This is a genomic window from Streptomyces sp. NPDC001373 (assembly GCF_042895815.1).
GTDB lineage: Bacteria > Actinomycetota > Actinomycetes > Streptomycetales > Streptomycetaceae > Streptomyces.
Window position 1 is genome coordinate 378,267 of the sequence record NZ_JBIAWQ010000004.1, and the last position, 26,287, is coordinate 404,553.

General features: G+C 73.0%; 22 protein-coding genes. 10 read left to right on the forward strand and 12 right to left on the reverse strand.

Annotated features, from left to right (window positions below):
• Nucleotides 1-10: 10 nt before the first annotated feature.
• From ACFY15_RS12700 to ACFY15_RS12710, 3 genes are all read right to left on the reverse strand, one after another.
• Nucleotides 11-3,127 (reverse strand): efflux RND transporter permease subunit, encoded by a 3,117-nt coding sequence (locus ACFY15_RS12700; protein WP_390685655.1) that lies wholly within the window; start codon nt 3,125-3,127, stop codon nt 11-13.
• Nucleotides 3,128-3,284: 157 nt separating this feature from the next.
• Complete coding sequence (locus ACFY15_RS12705; RefSeq protein WP_390685654.1) at nt 3,285-4,007, reverse strand: response regulator; 723 nt, start codon at nt 4,005-4,007, stop codon at nt 3,285-3,287.
• Nucleotides 4,008-4,039: 32 nt separating this feature from the next.
• The gene (locus tag ACFY15_RS12710) at nt 4,040-4,861 is read right to left on the reverse strand and encodes an adenosylcobinamide-GDP ribazoletransferase (protein ID WP_390685653.1); all 822 of its coding nucleotides are present in this window, start codon (nt 4,859-4,861) and stop codon (nt 4,040-4,042) included.
• A gap of 70 nt (nt 4,862-4,931) precedes the next feature.
• On the opposite strand from ACFY15_RS12710, the gene ACFY15_RS12715 reads away from it, so the two are divergent.
• Nucleotides 4,932-5,750 carry a hypothetical protein gene (locus ACFY15_RS12715; protein WP_390685652.1) on the forward strand — a complete coding sequence of 273 codons (819 nt, stop codon included), beginning with the start codon at nt 4,932-4,934 and terminating at the stop codon, nt 5,748-5,750.
• 68 nt (nt 5,751-5,818) lie between these two features.
• On the opposite strand, the gene ACFY15_RS12720 is transcribed toward ACFY15_RS12715, so the two are convergent.
• Together ACFY15_RS12720 and ACFY15_RS12725 are read right to left on the reverse strand one after the other, a co-directional pair.
• On the reverse strand, nt 5,819-6,097 hold the full coding sequence (locus ACFY15_RS12720; protein WP_390685651.1) for a hypothetical protein: 279 nt from the start codon (nt 6,095-6,097) through the stop codon (nt 5,819-5,821).
• Nucleotides 6,098-6,129: 32 nt separating this feature from the next.
• Complete coding sequence (locus tag ACFY15_RS12725) at nt 6,130-6,924, reverse strand: PspA/IM30 family protein (RefSeq protein WP_366452702.1); 795 nt, start codon at nt 6,922-6,924, stop codon at nt 6,130-6,132.
• Between the two features lie 260 nt (nt 6,925-7,184).
• Between ACFY15_RS12725 and ACFY15_RS12730 the strand changes: the two genes are divergently transcribed.
• Both ACFY15_RS12730 and ACFY15_RS12735 read left to right on the forward strand, forming a co-directional pair.
• On the forward strand, nt 7,185-7,784 hold the full coding sequence (locus ACFY15_RS12730) for a DUF3043 domain-containing protein (protein WP_390685650.1): 600 nt from the start codon (nt 7,185-7,187) through the stop codon (nt 7,782-7,784).
• A gap of 62 nt (nt 7,785-7,846) precedes the next feature.
• Nucleotides 7,847-8,605, forward strand: coding sequence for a class I SAM-dependent methyltransferase (locus tag ACFY15_RS12735; protein WP_390685649.1), 759 nt, complete (start codon nt 7,847-7,849; stop codon nt 8,603-8,605).
• A gap of 45 nt (nt 8,606-8,650) precedes the next feature.
• Here ACFY15_RS12735 and ACFY15_RS12740 read toward each other — a convergent pair whose 3' ends face one another.
• Complete coding sequence (locus ACFY15_RS12740) at nt 8,651-8,860, reverse strand: hypothetical protein (protein WP_366452704.1); 210 nt, start codon at nt 8,858-8,860, stop codon at nt 8,651-8,653.
• 93 nt (nt 8,861-8,953) lie between these two features.
• Here ACFY15_RS12740 and ACFY15_RS12745 point away from each other — a divergent pair, with 93 nt between their 5' ends.
• The 5 genes from ACFY15_RS12745 (at nt 8,954) to ACFY15_RS12765 (ending at nt 15,262) form a co-directional block, all read left to right on the forward strand.
• Nucleotides 8,954-10,168 carry a bifunctional adenosylcobinamide kinase/adenosylcobinamide-phosphate guanylyltransferase gene (locus tag ACFY15_RS12745; RefSeq protein WP_390825455.1) on the forward strand — a complete coding sequence of 405 codons (1,215 nt, stop codon included), beginning with the start codon at nt 8,954-8,956 and terminating at the stop codon, nt 10,166-10,168.
• 54 nt (nt 10,169-10,222) lie between these two features.
• Nucleotides 10,223-11,302 (forward strand): nicotinate-nucleotide--dimethylbenzimidazole phosphoribosyltransferase, encoded by a 1,080-nt coding sequence (gene cobT, locus ACFY15_RS12750; protein WP_390825456.1) that lies wholly within the window; start codon nt 10,223-10,225, stop codon nt 11,300-11,302.
• 81 nt (nt 11,303-11,383) lie between these two features.
• Nucleotides 11,384-13,270 (forward strand): phosphatidylglycerol lysyltransferase domain-containing protein, encoded by a 1,887-nt coding sequence (locus ACFY15_RS12755; protein WP_390825458.1) that lies wholly within the window; start codon nt 11,384-11,386, stop codon nt 13,268-13,270.
• Nucleotides 13,267-14,001, forward strand: a complete 735-nt coding sequence (locus ACFY15_RS12760; protein WP_390685645.1) for a hypothetical protein — start codon at nt 13,267-13,269, stop codon at nt 13,999-14,001. Before ACFY15_RS12755 ends, ACFY15_RS12760 begins: the two co-directional genes overlap by 4 nt.
• 85 nt (nt 14,002-14,086) lie before the next feature.
• Entirely contained in the window at nt 14,087-15,262 is a 1,176-nt protein-coding gene (locus ACFY15_RS12765) for a sensor histidine kinase (protein ID WP_390685954.1), read from the forward strand.
• Between the two features lie 77 nt (nt 15,263-15,339).
• Here ACFY15_RS12765 and ACFY15_RS12770 read toward each other — a convergent pair whose 3' ends face one another.
• The 6 genes from ACFY15_RS12770 to ACFY15_RS12795 form a co-directional block, all read right to left on the reverse strand.
• On the reverse strand, nt 15,340-15,765 hold the full coding sequence (locus ACFY15_RS12770) for a hypothetical protein (RefSeq protein ID WP_390685644.1): 426 nt from the start codon (nt 15,763-15,765) through the stop codon (nt 15,340-15,342).
• A 78-nt stretch (nt 15,766-15,843) separates the two neighbouring features.
• The gene (locus ACFY15_RS12775) at nt 15,844-16,656 is read right to left on the reverse strand and encodes an endo alpha-1,4 polygalactosaminidase (RefSeq protein WP_390825459.1); all 813 of its coding nucleotides are present in this window, start codon (nt 16,654-16,656) and stop codon (nt 15,844-15,846) included.
• Entirely contained in the window at nt 16,653-17,333 is a 681-nt protein-coding gene (locus tag ACFY15_RS12780; protein ID WP_390825461.1) for a spherulation-specific family 4 protein, read from the reverse strand. The genes ACFY15_RS12775 and ACFY15_RS12780 overlap by 4 nt, the downstream gene beginning before the upstream one ends.
• Complete coding sequence (locus ACFY15_RS12785) at nt 17,330-18,979, reverse strand: hypothetical protein (RefSeq protein WP_390825462.1); 1,650 nt, start codon at nt 18,977-18,979, stop codon at nt 17,330-17,332. Before ACFY15_RS12785 ends, ACFY15_RS12780 begins: the two co-directional genes overlap by 4 nt.
• Nucleotides 18,976-20,517: a GT4 family glycosyltransferase PelF gene (gene pelF / locus ACFY15_RS12790; protein WP_390685640.1), complete on the reverse strand. Its 1,542-nt coding sequence runs from the start codon at nt 20,515-20,517 to the stop codon at nt 18,976-18,978. Before pelF ends, ACFY15_RS12785 begins: the two co-directional genes overlap by 4 nt.
• 111 nt (nt 20,518-20,628) lie before the next feature.
• A complete protein-coding gene (locus tag ACFY15_RS12795; protein WP_390825463.1) occupies nt 20,629-22,656 on the reverse strand; it encodes a hypothetical protein in 2,028 nt (675 codons plus the stop codon).
• Between the two features lie 357 nt (nt 22,657-23,013).
• Between ACFY15_RS12795 and ACFY15_RS12800 the strand changes: the two genes are divergently transcribed.
• Nucleotides 23,014-24,543, forward strand: a complete 1,530-nt coding sequence (locus ACFY15_RS12800; RefSeq protein WP_390825464.1) for a leucyl aminopeptidase — start codon at nt 23,014-23,016, stop codon at nt 24,541-24,543.
• Between the two features lie 338 nt (nt 24,544-24,881).
• Nucleotides 24,882-26,270 carry a dihydrolipoyl dehydrogenase gene (gene lpdA / locus ACFY15_RS12805; RefSeq protein WP_042811210.1) on the forward strand — a complete coding sequence of 463 codons (1,389 nt, stop codon included), beginning with the start codon at nt 24,882-24,884 and terminating at the stop codon, nt 26,268-26,270.
• Nucleotides 26,271-26,287: the final 17 nt, after the last annotated feature.

Consider the following 26,287-nt stretch of genomic DNA (forward strand, 5'->3'; position numbering starts at 1 on the left):
GTTCACGGGATCAGACCGCCACCCGGTCCTCCTCCGGGGACGCAACCACGGCCGGCTCCGCCCCGCGCCCGGCGGCGCGGCGCGCACGGCGGCGCTCCTTGCGCAGCTCGATCGCCGTGTAGAGGGTCGGCACCAGCAGCAGCGTCAACAGGGTCGAGCTGATCAGGCCGCCGATCACGACCACCGCGAGCGGCTGCGAGATGAACCCGCCCTCGCCCGTGACGCCCAGCGCCATCGGGAGCAGCGCGAAGATCGTCGCCAGGGCCGTCATCAGGATCGGACGCAGCCGGCGGCGGCCGCCCTCGACGACCGCCTCGACCACGCCGAGGCCCTGGGCCCGGTACTGGTTGACGAGGTCGATCAGGACGATGGCGTTGGTGACCACGATGCCGATGAGCATCAGCATGCCGATCATCGCCGGAACCCCCATCGGCGTGCCGGTGGCGATGAGCAGGCCCAGCGCACCGGTGGCCGCGAAGGGGATCGAGACCAGCAGGATCAGCGGCTGGACCAGCGAGCGGAACGTCGCGACGAGCAGCATGAAGACGATCGCGACGGCCGCGAGCATGGCCAGGCCCAGCGAGCCGAAGGCGTCGTCCTGGTCCTGGGAGACGCCGCCGACGGAGGCCGTGGCCCCGGCGGGCAGGTCCAGGGCCTTGAGCCTGGTCTGGAGCTCGGCGCTGACCGCGCCGGTGTTGTCGCCGACCGGCTTGGCGGTGATGGTGGCGGCGCGGGCGCCGTCGATCCGGGTCATCGCGACCGGGCCGGGGACCTCCTTGACCTCGGCGATGTCGCCCAGCTTCGCGGGGCCGACGGGCAGGGCCTGGAGCTCGGCGAGGGTGGTGGCCGGGTGGGCGGAGCGGATGACGACGTCCCGCTCGGTGTTGTCCAGGACGGCCTTGCCCACGGGGTTGCCTCGGACGGCCTGGGCGACGAGCGCGCCCAGCGCGGCCTGGTTCAGGCCCGCCTCGGCGGTCTTCGGCGTGGCGGTGACCGAGATCCGGGGAACGGACTGGGCGAGGTCGCTCTGGACGTCGGTGACGTCCTTGAGCGTGGCGACCTCGGCGCGGACCTGCTCGGCGGCCTTGGCGAGGACGGCGCCGTCGCCGGCCTTGACGACCACGCTCAGGTTCTGGCCGCCGAAGCCGCCGCCCGCCGAGAGGGAGGTGTCGCCGATGCCCTGGAGCTTGCCGAGGGCGTCCTGGATGCGCTGCTTGACGGCCTCGGAGTGGCCGGCGTCGTCCAGGGTGACCTGGTAGGAGGCCTGGTTGGAACCGGTCCCACCGCCGAAGGCCGCGAGGAAGCCGGAGGAGCCGACGGTGACCTGGTAGTCCTTGACGCCCTCGACGGAGGCCAGGGCCTGCTCCACCTTGCGGCTCGCCTCGTCGGAGGCGGCCAGCGAGGTGCCGGCGGGCAGCTCCTGCTTGACCGTCAGGACGTCCTGCTCGCCCTGGTCGAAGAAGTTGGTCTTCAGCAGCGGGGTCATCCCGAAGGTGGCGACCAGGACGACGACGGCGATCGCGATGCTGGTCAGGCGGCGCCGGGTGGCGAAGCCCAGGACCCGGACGTACAGGCGCTGGAGGCGGCTCCTCGCCTCCTTCTCCTCGGCCTCGCGGCGGGCCTTCCCGGGGTCCTCGGACGTCCCCTTGGGGGCGCGCAGGAACCAGTACGACAGGACCGGGACCACCGTCAGGGAGACCAGCAGCGAGGCCAGCAGGGCGGCGGTGACGGTGAGCGAGAAGGAGCCGAAGAGCTCGCCGACCATGCCGCCGACGAGGCCGATCGGCAGGAAGACGGCGACGGTGGTGAGCGTGGACGAGGTGACCGCGCCGGCCACCTCCTTGACGGCGGCGGTGATCGCGGCCTCGCGCTCCTCGCCGTAGCCGAGGTGGCGCTTGATGTTCTCCAGGACCACGATCGAGTCGTCGACGACGCGGCCGATGGCGATGGTGAGCGCGCCCAGCGTCAGCATGTTGAGCGACAGGTCGCGGGTCCACAGCACGATCAGGGCGAGGACCACGGACAGCGGGATGGACACCGCGGTGACCAGCGTCGAGCGGATCGAGGCCAGGAAGACCAGGATCACGATCACCGCGAAGACCAGACCGAGCAGGCCCTCGGTGGTGAGGCCGGAGATGGAGCGGGCCACGGCCGGGCCCTGGTCGCTGACGACGGTCAGCGCGGCGCCGGAGCCGAGCTGGGAGCGCAGCCCGGGGAGCTTGTCCTTGACGGCGTCGGAGATGGCGACGGCGCTGCCGTCCTTGTCCATCGTGAGGACCACGGCGAGGCTGGGCTTGCCGTCGGTGCGGGTGATGGAGTCGGCCCTGGCCGGCTCCTGCTTGACGGTGGCCACGTCGCCGAGGCGGACGGCCTGCTTGCCGGGGCCCGCGGTCAGCCGGAGGTCCTCCAGCTGGGCGAGGGAGGTGTAGCCGGAGCCGACGCGGACGGTGCGGCTCTTGCCCTGCTCGTCGAAGGAGCCGGCGGGGACGGCCGCGCCGCCCGCCTTGAGGCCCTCGGCGAGGGCGGCGCCGTCGAGGCCGGCGGCGGCGAGCTTCGCGTTGTCGGGGGTGACGGTGACCTGGAGGTCGCGGACGCCCTCCACGCTGACCCGGCCCACGCCGTCGAGGTCCTCCAGGACGGGGACGACGGAGCGGTCCAGCTGGTCGGCGAGGGCCTGCTGGTCCTTGTCGGAGGTGACGGCGAGGACGACGGCCGGGATGTCGTCGGTGGAGCCGGCCACCACCTGCGGGTCCACCTCGGCGGGCAGCCGGACGCGGGCCCGGTTGACGGCCTGCTGGACGTCGGCGACGAGCTGCTTGGTGCCGCTGTCGCCGTAGTCGAAGGTGGCGCGGATGAGGGCGTTGCCCTCGCTGGCGGTGGAGGTGATGCCGGTGATGCCGTCGACGCCCTTGAGGGTGTTCTCGATCGGCTCGATGACCTGCTTCTCGACCACGTCGGGCGAGGCGCCCTGGTACGGCGCGAGCACGGAGACCATCGGCAGTTCGATGGACGGCAGCAGCTGCTGCTTGAGCTGCGGGATGGCCATGGCTCCGAAGAGCAGCGCGACGATCGACACGAGGCCGATCAGGGCTCTCTGGGCCAGGCTGAAACGGGACAGCCAGGACATGGGCGTGGGATCTCTCTGCAGTGACGAACGCGAAGGGTCCTCCAGCGTCCCCCACGCCGGGAAGCCCTGGCGTCGCCCCCAGGTCCCGTCCTTATGCGCCGCATACCGCGCCCGCAGTACTCCGCCCTACTGCGCGGCCCCCGTCCCGCGCCGGGGGTCAGTCGGTGCGCGGGCGGACCAGGCCCGATTCGTAGGCGACGACCACCAGTTGGGCCCGGTCCCGGGCGCCGAGCTTGGCCATGGCCCGGTTGACGTGGGTCTTCACGGTCAGCGGGCTGACCTCCAGGCGGGCGGCGATGCCGTCGTTGGAGAGGCCCGCGGCCACCAGGACGAGGACCTCGCGCTCGCGTCCGGTCAGCGCGGCGAGCCGTTCGGCGTGGGCCGAGCCGGCGGCCGGTGCGTCGGCGCGGCCGCCCTGGGCGAGGAAGCTGGCGATCAGTCCCTTGGTGGCGGCCGGGGAGAGCAGCGCCTCGCCGGCCGCCGCGACGCGGATGGCGTTGAGGAGCTCGTCGGGTTCGGCGCCCTTGCCGAGGAAGCCGGAGGCCCCGGCGCGCAGGGCCTGGACGACGTACTCGTCGACCTCGAAGGTGGTCAGCATGACGACCCGGACCCCGGAGAGCTCGGGGTCCTCGCTGATCATGCGGGTGGCGGCGAGGCCGTCGGTGCCGGGCATGCGGATGTCCATGAGCACGACGTCCGCGCGCGCCTCGCGGGCGAGGGCGTAGGCCTGGGCCCCGTCGGAGGCCTCCCCGACGACCCGCATGTCGGGCTCGGAGTCGACCAGCACCTTGAACGCACTGCGCAGCAGCGCCTGGTCGTCGGCGAGCAGCACCTTGATGGGGGCGGCCCCGCCCCGCTCCTGAGCCCGGTTCTCGTCCACGCCCCGAGGGTACGCGGGCGGGGGGCGCGGGATCAGCCGAGGGCGAGGACGACGAGGACGGCCGTGGCCGCCACCTCGCAGACGGCGCCGAAGACGTCCCCGGTGACCCCGTCGAAGCGGTGCACGCAGCGGCGCAGCAGGAGTTCGGCGGCGAGCAGCCCGGCGAGGACGGCCGCCGCGTGCCGGGCGGCGGCGGCCGGCCCCGCCGGGAGGGCGGCCAGGGCGGCGGCCGCCAGGACCAGGCCGGCCACCTGGGTGGCCGCACGGTGCGGGACCACGCCGGCGACCGCGGCGCCGAGCCCCTCGGGGCGGGCGGCGGGGACGCCCTGGCGGGAGGCCAGGGTCATGGCGAGCCGGGCGGTGACGGCGGCGGTCACGGCGGCGAGGGCGCCGCGTCCCCAGCCGTCGGCGTACGCGTCGGAGAGGGCGGCGACCTGGATCAGGAGGACGAACAGCAGGGAGATGACGCCGAAGGGGCCGATGTCGGACTGCTTCATGATCCGCAGGGCGTCCTCGGCGGGCTTGGCGCTGCCGAGCCCGTCGGCGGTGTCGGCCAGACCGTCCAGGTGGAGGCCGCGGGTCAGGGCCGCCGGGACGGCGACGGTGACGGCCGCGGCGAGCAGGGGCCCGCCGCCGAGGAGGAGCAGGAGCATGCCGGGTACGGTGGCGAGCAGGCCGACGGCGAGGCCGGCGAGCGGGGCGCAGGCCATGCCGGTGCGGGCGGCGGGCCGGTCCCAGCGGGTGATGCGCGCGGGCAGGACGGTCAGCGTGCCGAAGGCGAAGCGGATTCCGTCGGCCAGCGGGGCGCGCTCCGGGGGCGGGAGCGGCGGTCGATCATCGGTCGAATCTGTCATCGGCGCGAACGCTACCCGCTTGCGGTGAGCGGTAAATTGCTCATTACGTGTCAAATCGGGAGCGGGTGTCGTGGGTCACTGGTGGGAGCGCAGCATCGTCGAGCCGGGCAAGCTCCCGCTGCTGCTCGCGCTGTTGTCGTTCGTGCTGTCGTTCCTGGTGACACGGGTGATCACCCGGCTGATCCGGGCCGGCCGCGGACCCTTCAAGAACATCACCCCGGGCGGTCTGCACGTCCACCACGTGGTCCCCGGCGTGGTCCTGGTGATCATCGGCGGGTTCGGGGCGGTGGGCAGCGGCGGGCACAGTTTCGGCGCGGGCCTGTCGGCCGTCGTCTTCGGGCTGGGCGCGGGGCTGGTGCTGGACGAGTTCGCGCTGATCCTCCACCTCGACGACGTCTACTGGAGCGAGCAGGGCCGCAAGAGCGTGGAGGTCGTCGTGCTGACGGCCGCGGTGGTCGCGCTCGTCCTGGGGGGCTTCCTGCCGTTCGGGGTCAACGAGCTGTCCCCCGAGGAGCGGCACAGCCGCGGGATCGTCGTCATGAACACCGCCACCAACTTCTTCCTGGCGCTGATCGCCCTGTGGAAGGGCAAACCCCGTACGGCGGTCTTCGGGACGGTCATCCCCTTCGTCGCCCTGATCGGCGCGGTCCGGCTGGCGCGGCCGGGGTCGCCGTACGCGAAGCGGTTCTACGCGAACCGGCCGCGCGCCCGCGCCAAGGCGGGGCTGCGGGCCTTCCACCACGACCGGCGCTGGGCCCGGCCGCGCCGCCGGTTCGAGAACTTCATCAGCGGGCTGTCCGATCCGGACCGGGAGCGGGACCGCCCCCGCGGCCGCGGGAAGAGCGGCGGAGGGAAGAGCGGCGGCGGGCCGGGGCACGGCTGCGGATGACGCGAAGGGCCCACCCCCGGCGGCGGGGGCGGGCCCCCGCGGTGCCGGTGTCCGGTGCACGGGCTCGCTCAGCCCGGGATCAGGCCGTCGTCGCCGAGCATCTCCCGGACCTCCGCGAGCGTCGCGTCCGGGGCCGGCAGGATCAGCTCGGAGGGTTCCAGCGCGTCGTCGGGCAGCGGGGTGCCCAGGCGCCGCACCTCGTCGAGCAGGGCGACCAGCGTGCGCCGGAAGCCCGCCTCGTCGCCGGACTCCATCTCCGCGAGGAGTTCGTCGTCCAGCCTGTCGAGCCCGGCGACGTGGCTGTCGGCCACCTTCACCTGGCCCTCCCCCATGATGCGGACAATCATGACGGGCCCCTGTCCTCCTGGTGGGCGAAGTCCTACTGCTTGTCGAACCGGTGCTGGGTCTGCTGCGGCTGGGCGGTGCCCGGGGCGCCGCCTTCGATGGCCTGCTGCTGCGCGGACGGGCCGCCGGCCAGCTCCGCCTTCATCCGCTGGAGCTCCAGCTCGACGTCCGTCCCGCCGGAGAGGCGGTCGAGCTCGGCCTGGATGTCGTCCTTGGAGCCGAGGCCGCTCTGGTCGTCCAGGGCGCCGGAGGCCAGCAGCTCGTCGATCGCGCCGGCACGGGCCTGGAGCTGGGCGGTCTTGTCCTCGGCCCGCTGGATGGCCAGGCCGACGTCGCTCATCTCCTCGGAGATGCCGGAGAAGGACTCCGCGATCCGGGTCTGGGCCTGGGCCGCCGTGTAGGTGGCCTTGATGGTCTCCTTCTTGGTGCGGAAGGCGTCCACCTTGGCCTGGAGGCGCTGGGCGGCCAGCGTCAGCTTCTCCTCCTCGCCCTGGAGGGTCTGGTGCTGCACCTCCAGGTCGCTGACCTGCTGCTGGAGCGAGGACCGGCGGGACAGGGCCTCGCGGGCCAGGTCCTCGCGGCCCAGGGCGAGGGCCTTGCGGCCCTGGTCCTCCAGCTTCGCGGACTGGGTCTGGAGCTGGTTGAGCTGCAACTCCAGGCGCTTGCGGGAGGTCGCCACGTCGGCGACGCCGCGGCGCACCTTCTGCAGCAGCTCCAGCTGCTTCTGGTACGAGTAGTCGAGGGTCTCGCGCGGGTCCTCGGCCCGGTCAAGGGCCTTGTTCGCCTTCGCGCGGAAGATCATCCCCATACGCTTCATGACACCGCTCATGGGCTTCGCGCGCCCCCTTCTAGACGGACTGTGCTCCAGGTCACCGACAGGACCCACAGTACGGGCCCTGCTTCCATTACCGCACTGTTCGAGTACGGATGCGCTCCTCCTCCAGGACGAGTACCCCGGCGCCGTATCCGGCGCAAGGAGTAGGTGATCCCCGAGGACTCGGGAGCCTCGTACCGGGAAGACGCCCGCCGTTGCCGGATCGTTCCCCGCCGAGGTGGGCCGCCCGCCGTCGACCACGTAGGGTTGTGTCTGTGTTTGGTAGCCGCTCCTCCAAGGAAGAGAAGGCCGCCGCCACCGAAAAGGTGAGCGCCGACCTCTCGCAGCCCCGTGACCCGCAGGCCCCCAAGGGCCGCCCGACGCCGAAGCGCGCTGTGGCCCAGTCGCAGCGCAAGGCCGTCGTGGCCTCGACCGGCAACCGCAAGGAGGACGCCCGCCGGGCCCGCGAGCGCCGCCGGGAGGACATGGCCCGGCAGCGCGAGGCGCTGGCCAACGGCGACGAGCGCTACCTGCCCGCCCGGGACAAGGGCCCCGTCCGCCGGTTCGTGCGCGACTTCGTGGACTCCCGCTTCTCGGTCGCCGAGCTGTTCCTGCCGCTGGCCGTGATCATCCTGGTCCTCAGCATGATCCGGGTCCCGTCGATCCAGAACATCGCGCTGCTGCTGTGGCTCGGCGTGATCGTCCTGATCATCCTCGACTCCATCGGCCTGGTCTTCCGGCTGCGCAAGGCGCTCAACGAGCGCTTCGCGAACGAGCCCCGCCGCGGCGCCATCGCCTACGGCCTGATGCGCACCCTCCAGATGCGCCGCCTGCGTCTGCCCAAGCCGCAGGTCAAGCGCGGGGAACGGCCCTGACCGGAGCGACGCCCGGATCATCTGGGGCGTCGAAGGGGGAGGGTTTCGCAGGGGGAGCCCGCTTGTGGCTCGAAGGACTGGGCGGACTGCGCAACGCCGTCCGCCAGGAGCTCGTCGGCCGGCAGGTCGAGGAGCAGATCACGCACCGCTTCCCGGTGGGGCAGCGGCTGCGCGTCCTCGACGTCGGCATGGGCCAGGGCACCCAGGCACTGCGCCTCGCCCGCGCCGGACACATGGTCACCGGGCTGGAACAGGACGCCGCCATGCTCGCGGTCGCCCACGCGGCGCTGGCCGCCGAGCCGGCGGGGATCCGTGACCGGGTCGAGCTGATCGAGGGCGACGGCCGGGAGACGGGCGCGCACTTCGGGCCGGGCAGCTTCGACGTCGTGCTGTGCCACGGCGTACTGATGTACGTCTCCGAGCCGGACGCCATGCTCGCCGGGCTGGCCCGGATGCTCGCACCGGGCGGACTGCTGTCCCTGCTCGTGCGCAACGGGGACGCGCTCGCCCTGCGCCCGGGGATGGCCGGGGACTGGTCGGGGGCGCTGGACGCCTTCGACACCGTCGACTACACGAACCGGCTGGGCCTGGAGGTGCGGGCCGACCGGCTCGCCGACCTGACGGCCACCCTGTCGGGCATCGGCGCGCCGCTGCACACCTGGTACGGGGTGCGGGTCTTCACCGACGGCACCGAGGCCGCGGCGGAGCTCCCGCCGGAGGAGGAGCTGGAGCGGCTCCTCGCCGCCGAGGAACGCGCCGGGCGCACCGACCCCTACCGCTCGGTGGCGGCGCTGCTGCACCTGTGCGGGGTGCGGGGCTGAGAGGAACGCGGACCCCCGGGGGCAGACCCCGGGGGTTGCGTGCGCTCAGGCCTCCGCGGCCGCGCTGAGGCTCATCCGGTAGATCTCGGTCGCGTCCTCGAACAGGGTCACCCGTTCCGCGCCGCCGTCCAGGAGCTCCTTCCAGACCTCGCCGATCCAGGACTCCGCGTCCCCCTGCGTGGTGAACTCCTCCGGTTCCACCGCCGGGCTGGTCTCGCTGCCGTCGGCCGCCTCGAACCGCCACGTCCACGCCATGTCCGCCTCCGTTGCTCGTCCGACACTCGTCATGAGTGTGCCCGCAGCGTAACCGGGCGCGCACCCGTACCGTCGAAGCGAGAGGATCTCCGTGTGGAACTCACTCTCCTCGGCACCGGCACCCCCGGGGGACTGCCCCGCCCCGGCTGTCCCTGCTCCGTCTGCGCCGTCTCCGTGGGCACCCGGTCGCGCGGCGCGACCTCCGTCCTCGTCGACGGCGCACTGCTCCTCGACCTCACCCCCGGCGCGGTGCTCGCCGGGGCCCGCGCCGGGCACTCGCTGGCCGGTGTACGGCAGGTGCTGCTGACCCACCCGCACGACGGGCCGGCCGTCGAGCTGCCGCCCGGGCTGCCCAGCGCCGTACGCGTCCCGGACGGGCGCGAGCTCGCGGTGATCAGCGGACACCGGGTGCGGGCCGTGGCCCTGGACGCACCGGGCACCGGGTACGAGGTCACCGGCCCCGACGGCACCCGGCTGCTGTACCTGCCGCCCGGCGGGGCCCCCGCCGGCACCGGCGGAATCCCCGCGCGGCACCCGTACGACGTGGTCCTCGCCGACGTCCTCGGCCGGCCGGAGACCCTGGCCCGGCTGCGCTCGACCGGCGCCGTCGGCCCCGCCACCGACGTGATCGCCGTCCACCTCGACCACGACACCCCGCCCGGCCGGGAGCTGGAGCGCCGCTGCGCCGCCGCCGGGGCGCGCGCCGTACCGGACGGCACCACGGTGACGGCCGGCGACTACCACGCGGTGCCGGACGTGCCCCGCCGCACCCTGGTGCTGGGCGGGGCCCGCTCCGGCAAGTCCGTCGAGGCGGAACGCCGCCTGGAGGCCTTCCCCGAGGTGACCTACGTCGCCACCGGCGGCACCCGCGACGGCGACGCCGACTGGGCCCAGCGCGTCGGCCTCCACCGCGAGCGCCGCCCCTCCGGCTGGCGGACGGCCGAGACCTGCGACCTGGTGCCGCTGCTGGAGCTCCCCGGGGCGCCCCTGCTGATCGACTGCCTCGCCCTGTGGCTCACCGACGCCATGGACCGGGCCGGCGCCTGGGACGACGCCGTCTGGGCCGCCGACGGGCAGAAGCAGCTGCGCGAACGGACCGCGGAGCTGGTCGCGGCGGTCCGCGCGACCCGCCGCACCGTGGTGCTGGTGAGCAACGAGGTGGGCTCCGGGGTGGTCCCGGCGACCTCGTCCGGGCGGCGGTTCCGCGACGAGCTGGGGCGCCTCAACAACGCCGTGGCGGGCGAGTGCGAACACGTCCTGCTGGTCGTCGCGGGGCAGGCCCTCGTACTCAGGGAGCAGCCGTCGTGACGGATCGGCAGCCGCCCCCCGGAGGAGGGTCCGGACGGCTGTAATCTCTGGCAGATGACCACGCTGAATCTCGACGACTTCTCCGATCTGATCGAACGCCCCGACGGGGGCGTCCGACGTGACGCCGAGGAGCGTCGTGGGCGGCTGGCCGTACCGCCCGGCGCCCTGGGCCGGCTCGACGAGCTCGCCGAATGGCTGGCCGCCGCACAGGGCCGGGTACCGGTCAGGCCGATCGAGCGGCCGCGGGTCGTCCTGTTCGCCGCCGACCACGGCATCGCCGCCGGCGGCGTGTCCGCCCGGCCCGCGGGCAGCGCCCACGAACTGGTGCGCGCGGTGCTCGACGGGACCAGCCCGGTCTCGATCCTGGCCGAGCGCTTCGGCGCGGGCATCCGCGTCGTCGACGCCGGCCTCGACTGCGACCCCGGGCTGCTGCCCGAGGACGTCGTCCGCCACCGCGTACGGCGCGGCAGCGGACGCATCGACGTCGAGGACGCCCTCACCACCGAGGAGGCCGAGGCCGCACTGAGGCTCGGTATCCGCATCGCCGACGAGGAAGCCGACTCCGGGACCGACCTGGTCGTCCTCGGCGACCTCAGCGTGGGCGGCACCACCGTCGCCGCCACCCTGGTCGCCGCCCTGTGCGGCACCGACGCCTCCGTGGTCACCGGCCGCGGCGGCCTGCCCATCGACGACCTGGCCTGGATGCGCAAGTGCGCCGCCATCCGCGACTCTCTGCGCCGCGCCCGCCCGGTGCTCGGCGACCAGACGGCGCTGCTGGCGGCGGTAGGCGGCGCTGACGTCGCCGCCGTCACCGGCTTCCTGCTCCAGTGCGCGGTGCGCCGCACCCCGGTCATCCTCGACGGGGTCGTCTCCGCGGCCTGCGGTCTGGTGGCCCAGCGGGCCGCCTTCCGTGCCCCGGACTGGTGGCTGGCGGGACAGAGCAGCGGCGAGCCGGGCCAGGCGAAGGCGCTGGACCGGATGGCACTCAACCCCGTGCTCGACCACGGCGTCACAGTGGGAGAGGGAACCGGGGCCCTGCTGGCGCTCCCCCTGGTCCAGGCCGCCGCCGCGCTCGCCGCGGAACTCCCGGAGAAGGAAGCCGGGGAGAAGCCGACGGACCAGAAGACGGACTGAAAGTACCGGGCACCACGGGCCTGACCAGTCCGCAGTGCTCGTACGGCCTGCGGACCGGTGACGCCCATATCATCGCGTTTCATGGGAGAGGTCCGCTTGTCCAGCGTAGAAACCGACCGGAACAGCCTCGATCAGGCTTCCGGCAAGGGTTCCAACAACAAGAAGGAGCAGGGAGGGGAAGCAGCCGCGAAGCCGGAGACCCGCAGGGGCAGCCCGCGCTCGCGGCGCAGCGCCGCCTTCGCGGTCTGGTACCTCCGGGCCGTCACCTTCGTCAACTTCCTCAGTGCGGTGTGGCTCTCGCTCGGGCAGGACCTGCGCCGGCACAACACCGCCGACTTCTACACCCCGTACCTGCTGACGGCCGGCTTCGCCTCCGGCCTGTTCTCGCTGCTGCTCGCGGTCACCATGGGCCGGCGCAAGCGGGCCGCCTGGATCCTGAACCTCGTGGTCAGCGGCATGCTGCTGCTGGCGTTCGCGGTCGCCGCCTTCGCCCCGTGCGCCGGCGGCGAGTTCAGCCTGTGCTACCCCGAGTTCCGCGACCACGCGCAGAACTGGGTCTCCCTCGTCCTGACCGCGGCCTTCGTCGGCGCCCTGCTGGTGGGCCGCCACGAGTTCTACGCCAAGGGTGACCGCTCCAACCCCAGGCTGGCCACCGCCGTCGCCGCCGTCGGCCTGCTCCTCACCTCGCTGGTCGCCGCCCTCCTCGTCGGCGCCACCAACACCGACCCGGACCGCGCCGACGCCACGTTCCTGGCCCGCTGGCGGTACGGCGTGATGCGGCTGATCACCCTGGCGCCCGACGACAAGGCGTACAACGCGATCACCACCCCCGCCTGGGTGGACGTGTTCATCAACGTCATGTCGATGCTGCTGCTGCTCGCCGTGCTCTTCGCCGCCTTCCGCTCGCGCCGCGCCGTCGACCCGCTCACCCCCGAGGACGAGGAGCGGCTGCGGGCCCTGCTCGCCAAGCAGGGCGACCGCGACTCGCTCGGCTACTTCGCGCTGCGCCGCGAGAAGTCCGTCATCTGGTCCCCCACCGGCAAGGCCGCGGTCACCTACCGCGTCGTCGGCGGTGTCTCGCTGGCCTCCGGCGACCCCATCGGCGACCCCGAGGCCTGGCCCGGCGCCATCGAGCCCTGGCTGGCCGAGGCCCGCGAGCACGGCTGGGTCCCGGCCGTGATGGGCGCCTCCGAGGAGGCCGGACAGATCTACGCCCGGCACGGACTGGACGCCCTGGAGCTGGGCGACGAGGCCATCGTCGAGACCGACGAGTTCACACTGGAGGGCCGCGCCATGCGCACCGTCCGGCAGGCCTACAACCGCGTCAAGCGGGCCGGCTACACCGTCCGCATCCGCCGCCACGCGGACATCCCGGCCGAGGAGATGGCCGTCCTGCTCCAGCGCGCCGACGACTGGCGCGACGGCGCGACCGAACGCGGCTTCTCCATGGCCCTGGGCCGCCTCGGCGACCCGGACGACGGCCAGTGCGTGATGCTGGAGTGCACCGACGGGAACGGCGACCTGCGCGCCGTGCTGTCCTTCGTGCCGTGGGGACCCAAGGGCCTGTCCCTGGACCTGATGCGCCGTGACCGGGACTCCGAGAACGGCCTGATGGAGTTCATGGTCATCGAACTCCTGGAGCGCTCGAAGGAGATCGGCGTCACACAGGTCTCACTGAACTTCGCGATGTTCCGCTCCGTCTTCGAGCGGGGGTCCAAGCTCGGCGCGGGTCCGGTGCTGCGCATGTGGCGCTCGCTGCTGAGCTTCTTCTCCCGCTGGTGGCAGATCGAGTCCCTCTACCGGGCCAACGCCAAATACCGCCCGATCTGGGAGCCGCGGTTCATGCTCTTCGAGAAGAGTTCCGACCTGCTGCGCATCGGAATCGCGGCGGGCCGGGCCGAGGGCTTCCTGGAGGCGCCCGGCCTGCCGAAGTGGCTGCACCGCAGACATCTGGAGACGATTCGTTGACGTCGTGGACGACGGCCTCACCGCGGCGGTTCGCCCGCCGCGAGTGGGGCCCCCTGTTCCGGACCCTCAGGGACGCGCTCGTCCACGACAAGTGGCGGGCCGCCCCGATGACCATCGGCGCGGTCTGCCTCACCTCGGTCTTCCAGATCGTGCAGAACACGCCCTGGGGCTTCCAGCCGGTCCAGAACCTCGGGTCCGTCAAGGCCGTCGACCCCCTGTGGCTCGCGCTGCTGCGCACGCCGCTCTCCCTCTTCGTCCCCGCACTGGACCTGCCGGTGTGGGGGGCGCTCGCGCAGATCCTGCTGGTCTTCGGGATCGCCGAGATCTGCATCGGCTGGTGGCGCACCCTGCTGATCGGCTACGTCGCCACCCTCGCCGGCACCACCTACGCCCGCATCGGGCTCTCGCTGGGCCCCCACCACCCCTTCGGCCTGCCGGTCACCGACCGCGTCGTCAACGACACCGGCCCCTCCGCCGCCGTGGTGGGCCTGGCCATCTACGTCTGCTGGCGCTACCGCGCGTACTTCACCGGCACCCTCGTGATCCTCGTGATGATCGGTGAGGTCCTCGTCAAGGACAACCTCGCCGGCAAGGAGCACCTGGCGGCCATCGCCGCCGTCATGGCCGTGTGCGTGGCCCGCGCCAAGTGGGGGCCGCCGCGCTCCCGCGCCCCGCTGGGCCACCGCGCGCCGCCCGGCCCTCCCCCCTCCCGCACCCCCGGTCCGGCCTGAGCCCTGCCGGCGGCGCGCGAGCCCGTACCGTAGCCGGGTGACCACAGACCTCGGACCCGGACCCTTCCCCACCGGGCGGCAGTGGATGCGGGCCCACCCGCTCGCCACCGACGCCGTGCTGGCGCTCGGGGCATTGGTCGCCATGGTCCTCGGCTCCTTCGTCGACCCGCACGGCCCGCTCGGCCCCACCTTCCGCACCCGCGCCCCCGAACCGGTCTCCCTGCTGCTGATGGTGCTCGGCGCGGCCGCCCTCGTCTTCCGGCGCCGCCGCCCGCGCAGCGTGCTCGCCGTCACCTGCGCCCTGACCCTCGTGGAACTGGCCACCGGCGAACCGCGGGCACCCGTCGCGATGAGCGCCGTGATCGCCCTGTACACCGTGGCCTCCCGCACCGACCGGCCCACCACCTGGCGCACCGGCCTGCTGACGATGGCGGGCCTGACCGGGGTGGCGATGCTGGCCGGGCCCCTGCCCTGGTACGCGCAGGAGAACATCGGCATCTTCGCCTGGACCGGGATGGCCGCGGCCGCCGGGGACGCGGTGCGCAGCCGCCGCGCCTTCGTCGACGCCATCCGTGAACGGGCCGAACGCGCCGAACGCACCCGCGAGGAGGAGGCCCGGCGGCGGGTCGCCGAGGAGCGGCTGCGCATCGCCCGGGACCTGCACGACGTGGTGGCCCACCACATCGCCCTGGTCAACGTGCAGGCCGGCGTGGCCGCGCACGTCATGGACAAGCGGCCCGACCAGGCCAAGGAGGCCCTGGCCCACGTACGGGACGCCAGCCGCTCGGCGCTGAACGAGCTGCGCGCCACGGTCGGCCTGCTACGGCAGTCCGGTGACCCGGAGGCACCGACGGAGCCGGCGCCGGGGCTGGCCGTACTGGACGAACTGCTGGACACCTTCCGGCACGCCGGCCTGCCGGTGGAGGCCACCGTCCAGCTGGGAACGGGCACGGACCCGCTGCCCGCCGCCGTGGACCTGGCGGCGTACCGGGTGGTCCAGGAGGCGCTGACCAACGTCCGCAAACACGCGGGCCCGGGGGCCCGTGCCCAGGTCAGCGTGGTCCGGGTGGGCGCCTCGGTGGAGGTGACCGTCCTGGACGACGGCGGCGACTCGGCGGACTCCTCCCCCGCCCAGGGCGACCCGGGCGGCGGCCACGGCCTCCTCGGCATGCGCGAACGCGCGGGCGCCCTGGGCGGCTCCTGCTTCATGGGCCCCCGCTACGGGGGCGGGTACAGGGTCCACGCGATCCTGCCGGCGTGAGGATCGGACGGGCCGGCGGCCGGCCTCGGCCGTCTTCTCGTAGCACCACGTCTCGTACAGGGCCTCCACGGCTTCGGTCAGCAGCAGTTGGGGAAGTCCCAGGCCCACCAGCCCCGCCCGAGGGCCGGGCGCACCTTGCCCACGAGGGCGCCGTTGCTGTTGCGGAGGTAGATGCCCGTGCGGAAGTCGCCCTGGACTTGCTCGTCCGTCACGTTGATGGAGCTCGCGGCACGGGCGGAGCCCAGGGGATCGGGCATGCCCAAGGACACCCATCCGGTCCACTGCTTGTTGATGGTCCAGCGGGTCCAGACCGCGTAGTCGAGGCCGACCAGGAACTGTTCCCGTTCGCCGCCCGGGAGCGCGTGGTTCTTCACCCCGTAGTCGCATATGTACTTGCCGCCGCCCCCGGCGCTGCAGCTGTCCGCCGCCTGGGCCGGGGCGACGGCCACGGCCATTCCCGCGATGGTGGCGATGGCGACGACAGCAGCCTTGATCTTCTTCAACCTGAGCACCCTGTTCTCTCGACGTGATTCATCAAGCCAGGCCCTCGGGCCCGATCGTGACAGATAGTCAGCTTAGTCTCAGCACGGCTTGCGCCATGCGCCCAGTTCGTACTTCTTCTGCATCGAGCTCAGTTTCAGCTCCTTCGACCGGGCGCAGAAGCGGTTCGTGGGGAGTTCGTACTCCACGTGGAAGACGGCCTTGTCCGCCGTGATGAAGGGGGTGAGGGTGTCGCACTCCCCGTACTGGGCGCACTGCTCGTTGACGGCGAAGTCGAACTCGCCGACCAGTTGCGGGATCTGGTCGAGGTCGTTCTTCAGGCCGACCGCCATCCCTCGGTCGTGCGCCAGGCGGGCGATCAGGCGGTTGTAGGCCAGCTGGTGGTCGGCGGTCAGGGGGAAGCCGGTCTTGTTCTGGTAACCGTCCATGTTGTCGGGTTCCACCGCGTCGAAGCCCTTGTCCCGGCACATGTCGAAGCGTCTGGCCATCAGCGGTTCCAGGGCCGCCGTCTGGCGGATGTCCAGCCACCGCTCGCCCTTCCAGCCGTTGCCCTCGCCCAGGAGCGTCCTGGGGAAGGCGTCGGCGTCGGCGCGGAAGTCCTCCCAGGCGCCGGTGGAGATGTAGCAGACGGTCCGCCGCCCGGCCTTCTTCAGCGCCGCGACCTGCTCCTTGGTCGTGTTGAACCCGTCCACGTCGTACACCGGCACCTGCACCGAGGTGTCCAGCCGCCCCGAGAGCTGCCACTGCCAGGGCGTCCCCGGCCGGGGCTGCCAGCGCTCCCCCGGTGCCGGGGCCGGCGCGAGGTCGGGGGTCTCGCCGTCGTCGTCCGGGCCGGCCGTGCAGGCGGTGAGCAGCAGCAGGCCGGCCACCAGCAGGGTGGCGGAGCGCTTCATCCGGCGGTCTCCAGGGCGTACGGAAGGGTCCCCCACGGGTGTACGCCGCCGCCCGGGACGGCGCAGTGCACCCCGGCTCCCCGTTCGGCGGCCAGTTCGGCGGCCGGGGCGCCCGGCGGGACGGCGTACACGAGGTGGCAGAACCGTTCGACGGGGTGGTCGGAGGTCCAGGGGGGCGGGGCGGCGGCGCCGTCGCGGTAGGCGTCCCAGGGGCCCTCGAAGGTGACGAGGAGGTCGGCCAGCCCGGCGTACCCGGGGTGCGGGTGGACGCCGTGGTTCAGGACGAGCGTACGGGCCCCGGCGGCGCGGGCGGCGACGGCGAGCCGGCCGTAGTGGGGCAGCAGTTCGGGTCCGGAGGCGGCCTGGTCGAGGAAGGCCCCGTCGGCCGCGTACCAGTCGCGGTGGCGCAGCAGGTCCTGGACGACGTCGGCGTGGGGGCGGCGCCCGTAGTCGGTGTCGGTGTAGCCGAGGACGCGGACGCCGGCCTCCCGCAGCCGGGCGGCGACGGCGGCGAACCGTTCGTCGGGGGCGCTGCCCGGCCCGCTGTCGGGGTTGAGGACGACCGAGTGCAGCCGGCCGGCGGAGGCGATGAGGCGCTCCCACGCCTCGGGCCGGTCGGCGGGATGCTCGTAGAGCGGGACCAGCAGCATGCCGTCGTCCTTCGAACGCGGGGTCATCGGTGGGCCGTCGCACGGCCGAGGAGCAGGCAGACCAGGACGGACAGCACGGCCGCGGCGGCGCCGGCCACCACGAGCTGGACCAGCCGGCCCTGCTGCGCCCCGGCGAGCAGGGCCAGGCCCTGGGCGGCGGCCGCCGCGGCGCAGACCGCGGCGGCGGGCCGGACGGCGCCGAAGGACTGCAGGAGCAGCCCGGTCCACATCACGGCGCCGAGCAGCAGCAGGGTGGCGGCGCGGTCCCAGGTCAGGCTGGGGGCGTGCGGCCACAGCAGGGTTCCGGCGGCGCCCAGCAGGAGCAGGACCGTCAGGTACACGGCCAGGCAGCGGGTCAGGGTGGAGAGCATCCGCCGCCGGAACGCCCGGGGCGAGCGGGCGGCGCGCAGCCCGGCGAGGCTGCCGCTGCGGAAGCGGTGCAGGAGCCATTCGGCGGGTCCCATGCTGAGGGTGAGGGCCACCGCCGAGGGGGCCGCGACGGCCTCGGCGGGGCCGCCGGTGAGCACCTCCCCCAGGGCGGCGTACAGCACCAGCAGGCCGGTCCCGAGGCCGAACACCCCGTAGGGCACGGAGTCCCGGATGCGGGGGCCGCGCCGGGCGTGGTCCTCCTCGGCGCCGCGCAACATCCGCCAGCGCACCGCGCCCCCTCCGCCGGGGTGGCGGCGCGCCCGGGCGGCGGCGCCTCCCTGCGGCTGCCGGCGGATCCTGCGTACGGCGGACCGGGCCCCCTGGGCCAGCGGCAACTCCCGCAGGGCGAGGGTGCAGGCGGCGGCCAGGGACACCAGCAGCAGGGCCACCCGTACGGGCAAGGGCGGGTCGGTGAACAGGGCGAGTGCCGATCCGGCGGCCATCGGGCCGAGGGCGGCGAGCAGCAGCCGCTCCCGTCCGAGGACCAGCAGGACGGTCGCGGCCCCCACGTACAGGGCCTGTCCGGCGGCGAAGGCGTACGAGAACGGGGGCCCGCCGGGGACGGCGAACGCGGCGGCGGTGCCCAGGAGCGCCCCGACGGGGGCGCCGACGAGGAGGGTCCGCCCGGCGGAGGCCCGGTCGCCGAGGCCGAGCCAGGTGTAGGCGCGGTGGGACAGGGTCTGGTCCCAGACCCAGCCGACGAGGGCGCCGGCGAGCAGGGTCAGGGTTCCGGCGGGCAGTCCGAGCCGGTCGGGCGGGCCTTCCAGCAGGGGTGCGCCCAGCAGGTAGGCGAGGCCGGGCAGGGCGAAGATCAGGCCGCGCAGCAGGCAGGCGGTGAGGGAGACCTTCCAGGGATCGGGGAGGGCGCCGGGTTCGGGGAAGGAGCGGGGGACGCGGCCGTAGAGCTCCTCGGCGAGGGCGAAGGAGTCGGGGCGGCCGTAGGTGAGGCGGATGTACTCGTCGGTCATGCCGTCGGATTCGAGGGCGGCGGCGATCTCGTCGGGGTGGACGGCGGCGGCGACGAACGCGTCGAGCCTCCGGGCGAGCTCGTCCACGGGGTCGGCGGCGGCCTCCCCCTCCCCCGGCCCGGGGCGGCCGGGCCGGGGGAGGACGGGCAGGGTGTCGGTGGCGGCCGTGCCGGTGTGCGGCCGGCCGGTGCGGGTCCGGCCGGGGTGGCCGGGGTGGCCGGGGTGGGTCCGGAGGCCTTCCGGTCCGGGCGGTTCGAGCCAGAGGGACCCGCTCACGACACGCTCCCGTCGGCCGCGAGTTCCCGGTACCAGGGGTCGGCGAGGCGCCGGGTCCACTCGTCGCCGGGGCGGAGGGGCGGGGCGGGCTGTCCGGCGAGCTCGCGGTAGATGTGGCGGAAGCCGTCCACGGACTGGTGGAGGGTGAACTTCTCGACGACCCGTTTGCGGGACAGGCGGCCGAGTTCGGCGCGGCGTTCGTCATCGCGGAGCAGGGCGAGGGTGGCGCGGGCCATGGTCTCGGGCTCGCGGGGCGGGACGACCAGGCCGGTGTCGGCAACGGCCTCGCGGACGCCGCCGACGTCGGTGGAGACGGTGGTGCGGCCGCAGGACATGGCCTCGATGATGCTGAAGGGGAAGCCCTCGCTGATGCTGGAGAGCATGACGACGCTGCCGGCGGCGTAGGCCTTGTGGACCTCGCTGATCCGGCCCTCCCAGCTGATGCCGTCGCCGACGCCGAGTCCGGCGGCGAGCTCCTCCAGGCGCAGCCTGTACTCCTCGCAGCCGGCCGGGACCGGTCCGAAGAGGCGCAGGCGCAGGGCGGGCAGTTCCCCGCGCATGAACGCGTAGGCGCGGATGAGGGTTTCGAGGTCCTTGATCGGGTCGATGCGGCCGCACCAGCTGAGGGTGGGCACGTCGGGTTCCGGTCCGGCCTCGGGGAAGAGGTGCGGGTCGACGCCGTTGTAGACGGTGCGGATGCGTTCGGCTTCGGCGCCCCCGCGCTCCTCCCAGCGGCGGTTGTACTGGTTGCAGGGGGTGATCAGGTCGGCCTGCCGGTAGCCCTCGGAGTTCAGCTCCCGGTAGAAGCCGAGGACGAGGGCCTTGACGGGCCAGCGCTGGGCGGCGGTGCGGTAGCCGAGGTAGCGCTCGCGCAGGTAGATGCCGTGCTCGGTGAGGAGGAAGGGCACCCCGTCGAGCGTTTTGGCGGCGAGGGCGGGGAGGGTGGCGAGGCCGCTGCTGACGGCATGGGCGACGCTGTCGGGCGGGATCCGCACGGACAGCGGGCGCAGGGCGTGTTCCAGCAGGTCGGTGGCGGTGAGCGCGTCGTGGATGGTGGGCCCGGCGGCGGCGGTGGCCAGGCCGGGGCGGGTCCAGACGGCCATCAGCAGGCGCAGCGCGGGTTCGGAGCGCAGGGCCGGGGCGAGCCGGCCGGCCCGGGCGAGGCGGGCGAGTTCGCGGAGGGCTCCGGAGAAGCCGCCGCGGTCGGGGGCGTCCCCGACGGTGGCCGGCGGCGGGTCGAGCAGGGAGAGCAGGAAGGTCTCGTAGACCTCGGTGAAGCGGCGGTGGGCCCTGCCGCGCAGGGCGGTGCGGCGGGTCGTCCGGGGCGGCGGCCCCCACAACGGGACGGCGGTGTGCCGGTAGACGTTGCGGGGCAGTTCCCAGGTGACCGGCTCGCGCCCGGAGCCGGTGAGGGCTGTGACGTTGAAGTCGACCTCCGGCATCCCGCGTACCAGCTGGTCGCACCAGGTGCTGACGCCGCCGTGGACGTGCGGGTAGGTGCCTTCGGTGAGCATGGTGACATGACGCCCATGGCTCATGTGCTGAGTCCCCCCAGGACTGAAAAGGGGCCGGCGCCCGCGGTGGGGCGGAGCGCCGGCACTGGGTACTACCGGGTGGAGCGGGCGACGGCGGGGCGCGGGGCCCCGCGGTCAGAGGAGCCGGAGGGTGACCGCCGACTGGAGCAGGTCGGGGGCCGTCCAGGCGGAGCGGGTGCCGGCGTAGGCGGTGCCGAAGTCGGCGGTGCCGAGCAGGAGCTGCCTCTTCGTCCCGTTGGGTGCGGTGATCGGGGCGACGATGCCGGAGGGCGCCTTGACGGTGACGTCCTTGCCGATGCGGTAGGCGGTGACCTGGCCGGCGGCGATCGCCTTGTTCCAGGCGGCGCGGCGCTGGAGCTCGACGCCGGTGGCCTTCATGCTCTGGTTGACGATCGGCGCGCTGGGCGCGTAGAGGGAGCGGTAGGTGTCGAGGACCTGGTTGAGCACGGGGTACAGGGTCCGGTCCTCGGCGAGGTTGGACTGGTGGACGTAGTGCGGCTTCGGGTCGTTGTCGAGGACGTGGCGCAGGGCGGTGCGGGCCTCGGCCGGGACGATGTGGTCGAGGTAGCCGGTGTTGACGTCCAGCGGGGCGGGCAGGCAGGTGGAGGTCGCCGGGTTGTCCTCGCAGAGGCCGCTGCCGCCGTCGGCACGGCTGGTGTAGATCCAGTTGTACTCGTCGGCCATCTCCGCGTTGGTGCCCGTGTTGTAGTACACGTTCATCGGGTAGCGGGGGACGGTCAGGGCGGCGCCGACCGCCCGCTGGTCGGGTTCGCGGGAGTTGTCGCTGCCGGCCCACTTGACCCCGTTGTCGGCGAGGGCGCCGGCCAGGTTGGGGTTGTCCTGGGGCTGCTGGGGAAGGGTCTTGAGGCCGGAGTGCTCGCCGGTGACGAGTTCGGAGCGGTCGGTGGTGAGGCCCTTGGAGGCGGCCCAGTTGTTGTTGTCGCGGATCTGCGCCGAGATGTCGGCCCGGCTCATCCAGTCGGTCTGGCCCTGGGCGTCCTTCGTGCAGGTCCAGGGGCTGACGCTGACGTCCTGGGTGCAGCCGAGGAAGAGGTGGGTGTAGGTGTGGTTCATCCAGCGGTACTTGGCCTTGTCGGCCAGGAGCTGGGCGGTCAGGGCGTCGGTTCCGCCGTTCTCCGTCTTCCACTCCTCGCCGGCGCCCGCGTTGAAGAGCAGGTCCAGCTTGAAGTCCTTGGAGGTCTGCCACTGCGCCAGGTACTGGGCGTCGGCGGCGGTCATGCGGACCGTCGACTCCTTGCCCTCGCCGCCCGCGCAGGCGTAGTCGCCGGGCGTGCAGTTCAGGTTCCGGTCCCAGCGGGCGTCCGGGGCGAGGACGTCGTCGACGTGGACGGCGAAGTAGTTGCGCTCCTGGCCGAGGTGCACGGCCTGGGTGAGCCATTCGACGATGCCACGGGCCAGCAGCCGGAACTGCTGCTGGTACTGGTTGTAGCCGAAGGTGACGACGAGTTCGCTGCGGCCGTCGTGGGCGTACTCGCCGACGAGGGAGCCGCGTCCGGAGCCCACGGGGGCGTCGACGTAGCTGGTGTAGCCGGCCATCGGCTTGGCGATGAACCCGTAGCTCTCCGGAATCAGGGGGGAGTTGTCCTCGAAGGTCACTTGACCGCCGAGGTAGCCGAAGGGGCCCGCCTTGCCGACGTCGGTGACGGCGGCCTGCGTGCCGTCGAGGGTGCCGGTGTAGCCGCCGTTGTCCGTGTACTCCAGGCCGACCTCGGGGTGTGCCCAGGTGTAGGCGTCCACCTGGCGGATCCCGTAGGCGGTCTCGTACGCGGTGAGTGCGGCCATCTCGGCGGAGCCGGTGCCGAAGGGGTTCTCGTTCGGCAGGACCACGCCCTGGTACTTGGCGCGCGGCCGGCCGTTGACGGTGTCGCTGAGGAAGGCGGCGTCGATCACCGGGCGGCCGGCGCTGCCCAGGTCGACCCGCGTGTACGGGACTCCGGTGTCGCGGAGTTCGGCGGTGATCGCACCGACCGAGCTGCCGCCGTCGTCGACGACCAGCACCTTCAGGTCGATGCGCGGGGCCACGGTCGCCGCGTGGGCGGTCGTGGCGGGTACTGCCACGGACATCAGCGCCGCTACGCCCATGGCTGCCGCGGCCCTGTTCATCCGGTTCTTGTTGACCATTTCGGCCTTTCCCCCCGCAGGCGTCCCTCGGCGCGGCAGATGGCGGACGGCCGGACCGGGGAGGCTCTGTGGAAATCATGCAAAAGGACCCCGCGTCCCCTTGCGAGAGCGGCTCGAGTCTCTCGGACCTCGTCAGGTCTCATCGGCAAACCTGGAGCAGAGTCCACAGATGGGTGAACCTGACGGCGTCTCGGTCGAACAAGTTGACAAACCTTCGAGTGACGTACGGATGACGGGCTGCGCGTAGGCTCGTTTCCGGCGGCCGTCGGGCCCGAATACGATCGCTGCGGAGCGGCCGGCGACCCCGACGCGACAGAAGCGCCCATATAACACAAACGGAAGCGAGACTTCACCACCGTGACTGCTCTGACTCTCAGCACTGCCGGCGCGGCGACGCTGCGCGCCGACGCCCTCGTGGTCGGCGTGGCGAAGGGCCCGAAGGGGCTCGTCGTGGCCGCCGGCGCGGAGGCCGTGGACACGGCGTTCGACGGAAAGCTCGCCGCCGTGCTGGACGCGCTCGGCGCCTCCGGCGCCGAAGGCGAGACCACCAAGCTGCCCTCCCCGGCCGGCCTCAAGGCCCCGGTCGTGCTGGCGGTCGGCCTGGGTCCCGCGCCCGAGCAGGACGAGTCCTTCGACGAGGAGGCCCTGCGCCGCGCCGCCGGCTCCGCCGCCCGCGCGCTGCACGGCTCCAAGAAGGCCGCCTTCGCGCTCCCGCTGGAGGACGCCTCCGCCGTCACCGCGGTGGCCGAGGGCGCGCTGCTGGGCTCGTACGCCTTCACCACGTACCAGGGCGGCGAGAAGAAGGCCGCCAAGAACGGCGGCCCCAAGCAGCCGCTGGCCGAGGTGGCCCTGCTCGGCGCCAAGCCGCGCGACAAGGAGCACAAGGCGGCCGCCGAGCGTGCCACCGTCGTCGCCGCCGAGGTCAACGTCGCCCGCGACCTGATCAACACCCCGCCGAACGACCTCACCCCCGCCGCGTTCGCCGCGATCGCCGCGGCGACCGCCAAGGAGCTCGGCCTCAAGGCCCAGATCCTGGACGAGAAGGCGCTGCTCAAGGGCGGCTACGGCGGCATCATGGGCGTCGGCAAGGGCTCCGAGAACCCGCCGCGCCTGGTGAAGATCGCCTACACCCACCCCGAGGCGGAGAAGCACCTCGCCTTCGTCGGCAAGGGCATCACGTACGACTCGGGCGGCATCTCCCTGAAGCCGGCCGGTCACAACGAGACGATGAAGTGCGACATGTCCGGCGCTGCCGCCGTGTTCTCGGCCGTCGTCGCCGCCGCCAAGCTGGGCCTGAAGGTCAACGTCACCGGCTGGCTCGCCCTCGCCGAGAACATGCCGTCCGGCTCCGCCACCCGCCCCGGCGACGTGCTGCGCATGTACAGCGGCAAGACCGTCGAGGTCCTGAACACGGACGCCGAGGGCCGCCTGGTCCTGGGCGACGCCCTGACCAAGGCGTCCGAGGAGAACCCGGACGCGATCGTCGACGTGGCCACCCTGACCGGCGCGATGGTGCTGGCGCTGGGCGACCGCACCTTCGGCATCATGGCCAACGACGACGCCTTCCGCACCTCGATCCACGAGATCGCCGAGGAGGTCGGCGAGTCCTCCTGGCCGATGCCGCTCCCCGAGGACCTGCGCAAGACCATGGACTCCCCCACCGCCGACATCGCCAACATGGGCGTGCGGATGGGCGGCGGCCTGGTGGCCGGCCTCTTCCTCCAGGAGTTCGTCGGCGAGGGCATCACCTGGGCCCACCTCGACATCGCGGGCCCGGCCTTCCACGAGGGGGCCCCGTACGGCTACACCCCCAAGGGTGGCACCGGCTCCGCCGTCCGCACCCTGGTGCGCCTGGCCGAGCGCACCGCCACCGGCGACCTGGGCTGACCCGCCCCGCCCCCGCGTCGCGGAGCCCGTTCCACGTGCTGGGACGTGCTCCGCGACGCGCTGCGCGCCCCGGGACCGGCACCTCGGCCCCGGGGCGTGTTCGCTCTGGAAGAAATCTTGAGGATCAGTAGGTTTCTACGCCCGGGTAACCCGGACTTCGGGCAGAACGACGGTCCACACCCGGGGCCCGGCGTCCCGCGTTCCCCCGACAAATGCGAAGATGGGTTCTCGGCAGGACAGGGCCCCCACCACAGGGCCGAAGAAACAAGCGGCCGATTACCAGCCGCCGCCCGGTCACAGAGGACCGGTGCCCGGCGCACATGCATGGAGGACGTGACGTGGCGAACGACGCCAGCACCGTTTTCGACCTAGTGATCCTCGGCGGTGGCAGTGGCGGCTACGCCGCGGCGCTCCGCGCATCGCAGCTGGGTCTCGACGTTGCGCTGATCGAGAAGAACAAGCTCGGCGGCACCTGCCTGCACAACGGCTGCATCCCCACGAAGGCTCTGCTGCACGCCGGTGAGGTCGCGGACCAGGCGCGCGAAGCCGGACAGTTCGGTGTCAAGGCCTCCTTCGAGGGCATCGACATCGCCGGTGTGCACAAGTACAAGGACGACGTCATCGCCGGCCTGTACAAGGGTCTGCAGGGCCTGGTCGCCTCCCGCAAGGTGACCTACATCGAGGGTGAGGGCCGCCTGTCCTCCCCGACCTCCGTCGACGTCAACGGCCAGCGCATCCAGGGCCGCCACGTCCTGCTGGCGACCGGCTCCGTGCCGAAGTCGCTGCCCGGCCTGGACATCGACGGCAACCGCATCATCTCCTCGGACCACGCGCTGGTCCTGGACCGGGTGCCCCAGTCCGCGATCATCCTGGGCGGCGGCGTCATCGGCGTCGAGTTCGCCTCGGCGTGGAAGTCCTTCGGCACCGACGTCACCGTCATCGAGGGCCTCAAGCACCTCGTCCCGGTCGAGGACGAGAACAGCTCCAAGATCCTGGAGCGCGCCTTCCGCAAGCGCGGCATCAAGTTCAACCTCGGCACCTTCTTCGAGAAGGCCGAGTACACGGAGTCCGGCGTCCGCGTCACCCTCGCCGACGGCAAGACCTTCGAGGCCGAGGTGCTGCTGGTCGCCATCGGCCGCGGCCCGGTCTCGCAGGGCCTGGGCTACGAGGAGCAGGGCGTCGCGATGGACCGCGGCTACGTCCTGGTCGACGAGTACATGCGCACCAACGTGCCGACCATCTCGGCCGTCGGCGACCTCGTCCCGACCCTCCAGCTCGCGCACGTCGGCTTCGCCGAGGGCATCCTGGTGGCGGAGCGCCTGGCCGGTCTGAAGACCGTCCCGATCGACTACGACGGCGTCCCGCGTGTGACCTACTGCCACCCCGAGGTCGCCTCCGTCGGCATCACCGAGGCCAAGGCCAAGGAGATCTACGGCGCGGACAAGGTCGTGGCCCTGAAGTACAACCTGGCGGGCAACGGCAAGAGCAAGATCCTGAAGACCGCGGGCGAGATCAAGCTCGTCCAGGTCAAGGACGGTGCCGTGGTCGGCGTCCACATGGTCGGTGACCGGATGGGCGAGCAGGTCGGCGAAGCCCAGCTGATCTACAACTGGGAGGCCCTGCCGGCCGAGGTCGCGCAGCTCATCCACGCGCACCCGACCCAGAACGAGGCGCTCGGCGAGGCCCACCTGGCCCTGGCCGGCAAGCCCCTTCACGCACACGACTAATCCACAGTCACGGGCGC

Bases quoted from the DNA above. Each gene is read 5' to 3' on its own strand.
- cobT (WP_390825456.1), top strand. From the start codon at position 10,223: ATGACCACGCTGAATCTCGACGACTTCTCCGATCTGATCGAACGCCCC.
- ACFY15_RS12740 (WP_366452704.1), bottom strand. From the start codon at position 8,860: ATGGCGTGGACGTGGCGGTTCGAGGCGGCCGACGGCAGCGAGACCAGC.
- ACFY15_RS12780 (WP_390825461.1), bottom strand. From the start codon at position 17,333: ATGACCCCGCGTTCGAAGGACGACGGCATGCTGCTGGTCCCGCTCTAC.
- ACFY15_RS12710 (WP_390685653.1), bottom strand. From the start codon at position 4,861: ATGACAGATTCGACCGATGATCGACCGCCGCTCCCGCCCCCGGAGCGC.
- ACFY15_RS12765 (WP_390685954.1), top strand. From the start codon at position 14,087: ATGCGGGCCCACCCGCTCGCCACCGACGCCGTGCTGGCGCTCGGGGCA.
- ACFY15_RS12720 (WP_390685651.1), bottom strand. From the start codon at position 6,097: ATGATTGTCCGCATCATGGGGGAGGGCCAGGTGAAGGTGGCCGACAGC.
- pelF (WP_390685640.1), bottom strand. From the start codon at position 20,517: ATGAGCCATGGGCGTCATGTCACCATGCTCACCGAAGGCACCTACCCG.
- ACFY15_RS12700 (WP_390685655.1), bottom strand. From the start codon at position 3,127: ATGTCCTGGCTGTCCCGTTTCAGCCTGGCCCAGAGAGCCCTGATCGGC.
- ACFY15_RS12725 (WP_366452702.1), bottom strand. From the start codon at position 6,924: ATGAGCGGTGTCATGAAGCGTATGGGGATGATCTTCCGCGCGAAGGCG.
- ACFY15_RS12795 (WP_390825463.1), bottom strand. From the start codon at position 22,656: ATGGTCAACAAGAACCGGATGAACAGGGCCGCGGCAGCCATGGGCGTA.
- ACFY15_RS12755 (WP_390825458.1), top strand. From the start codon at position 11,384: ATGGGAGAGGTCCGCTTGTCCAGCGTAGAAACCGACCGGAACAGCCTC.
- ACFY15_RS12775 (WP_390825459.1), bottom strand. From the start codon at position 16,656: ATGAAGCGCTCCGCCACCCTGCTGGTGGCCGGCCTGCTGCTGCTCACC.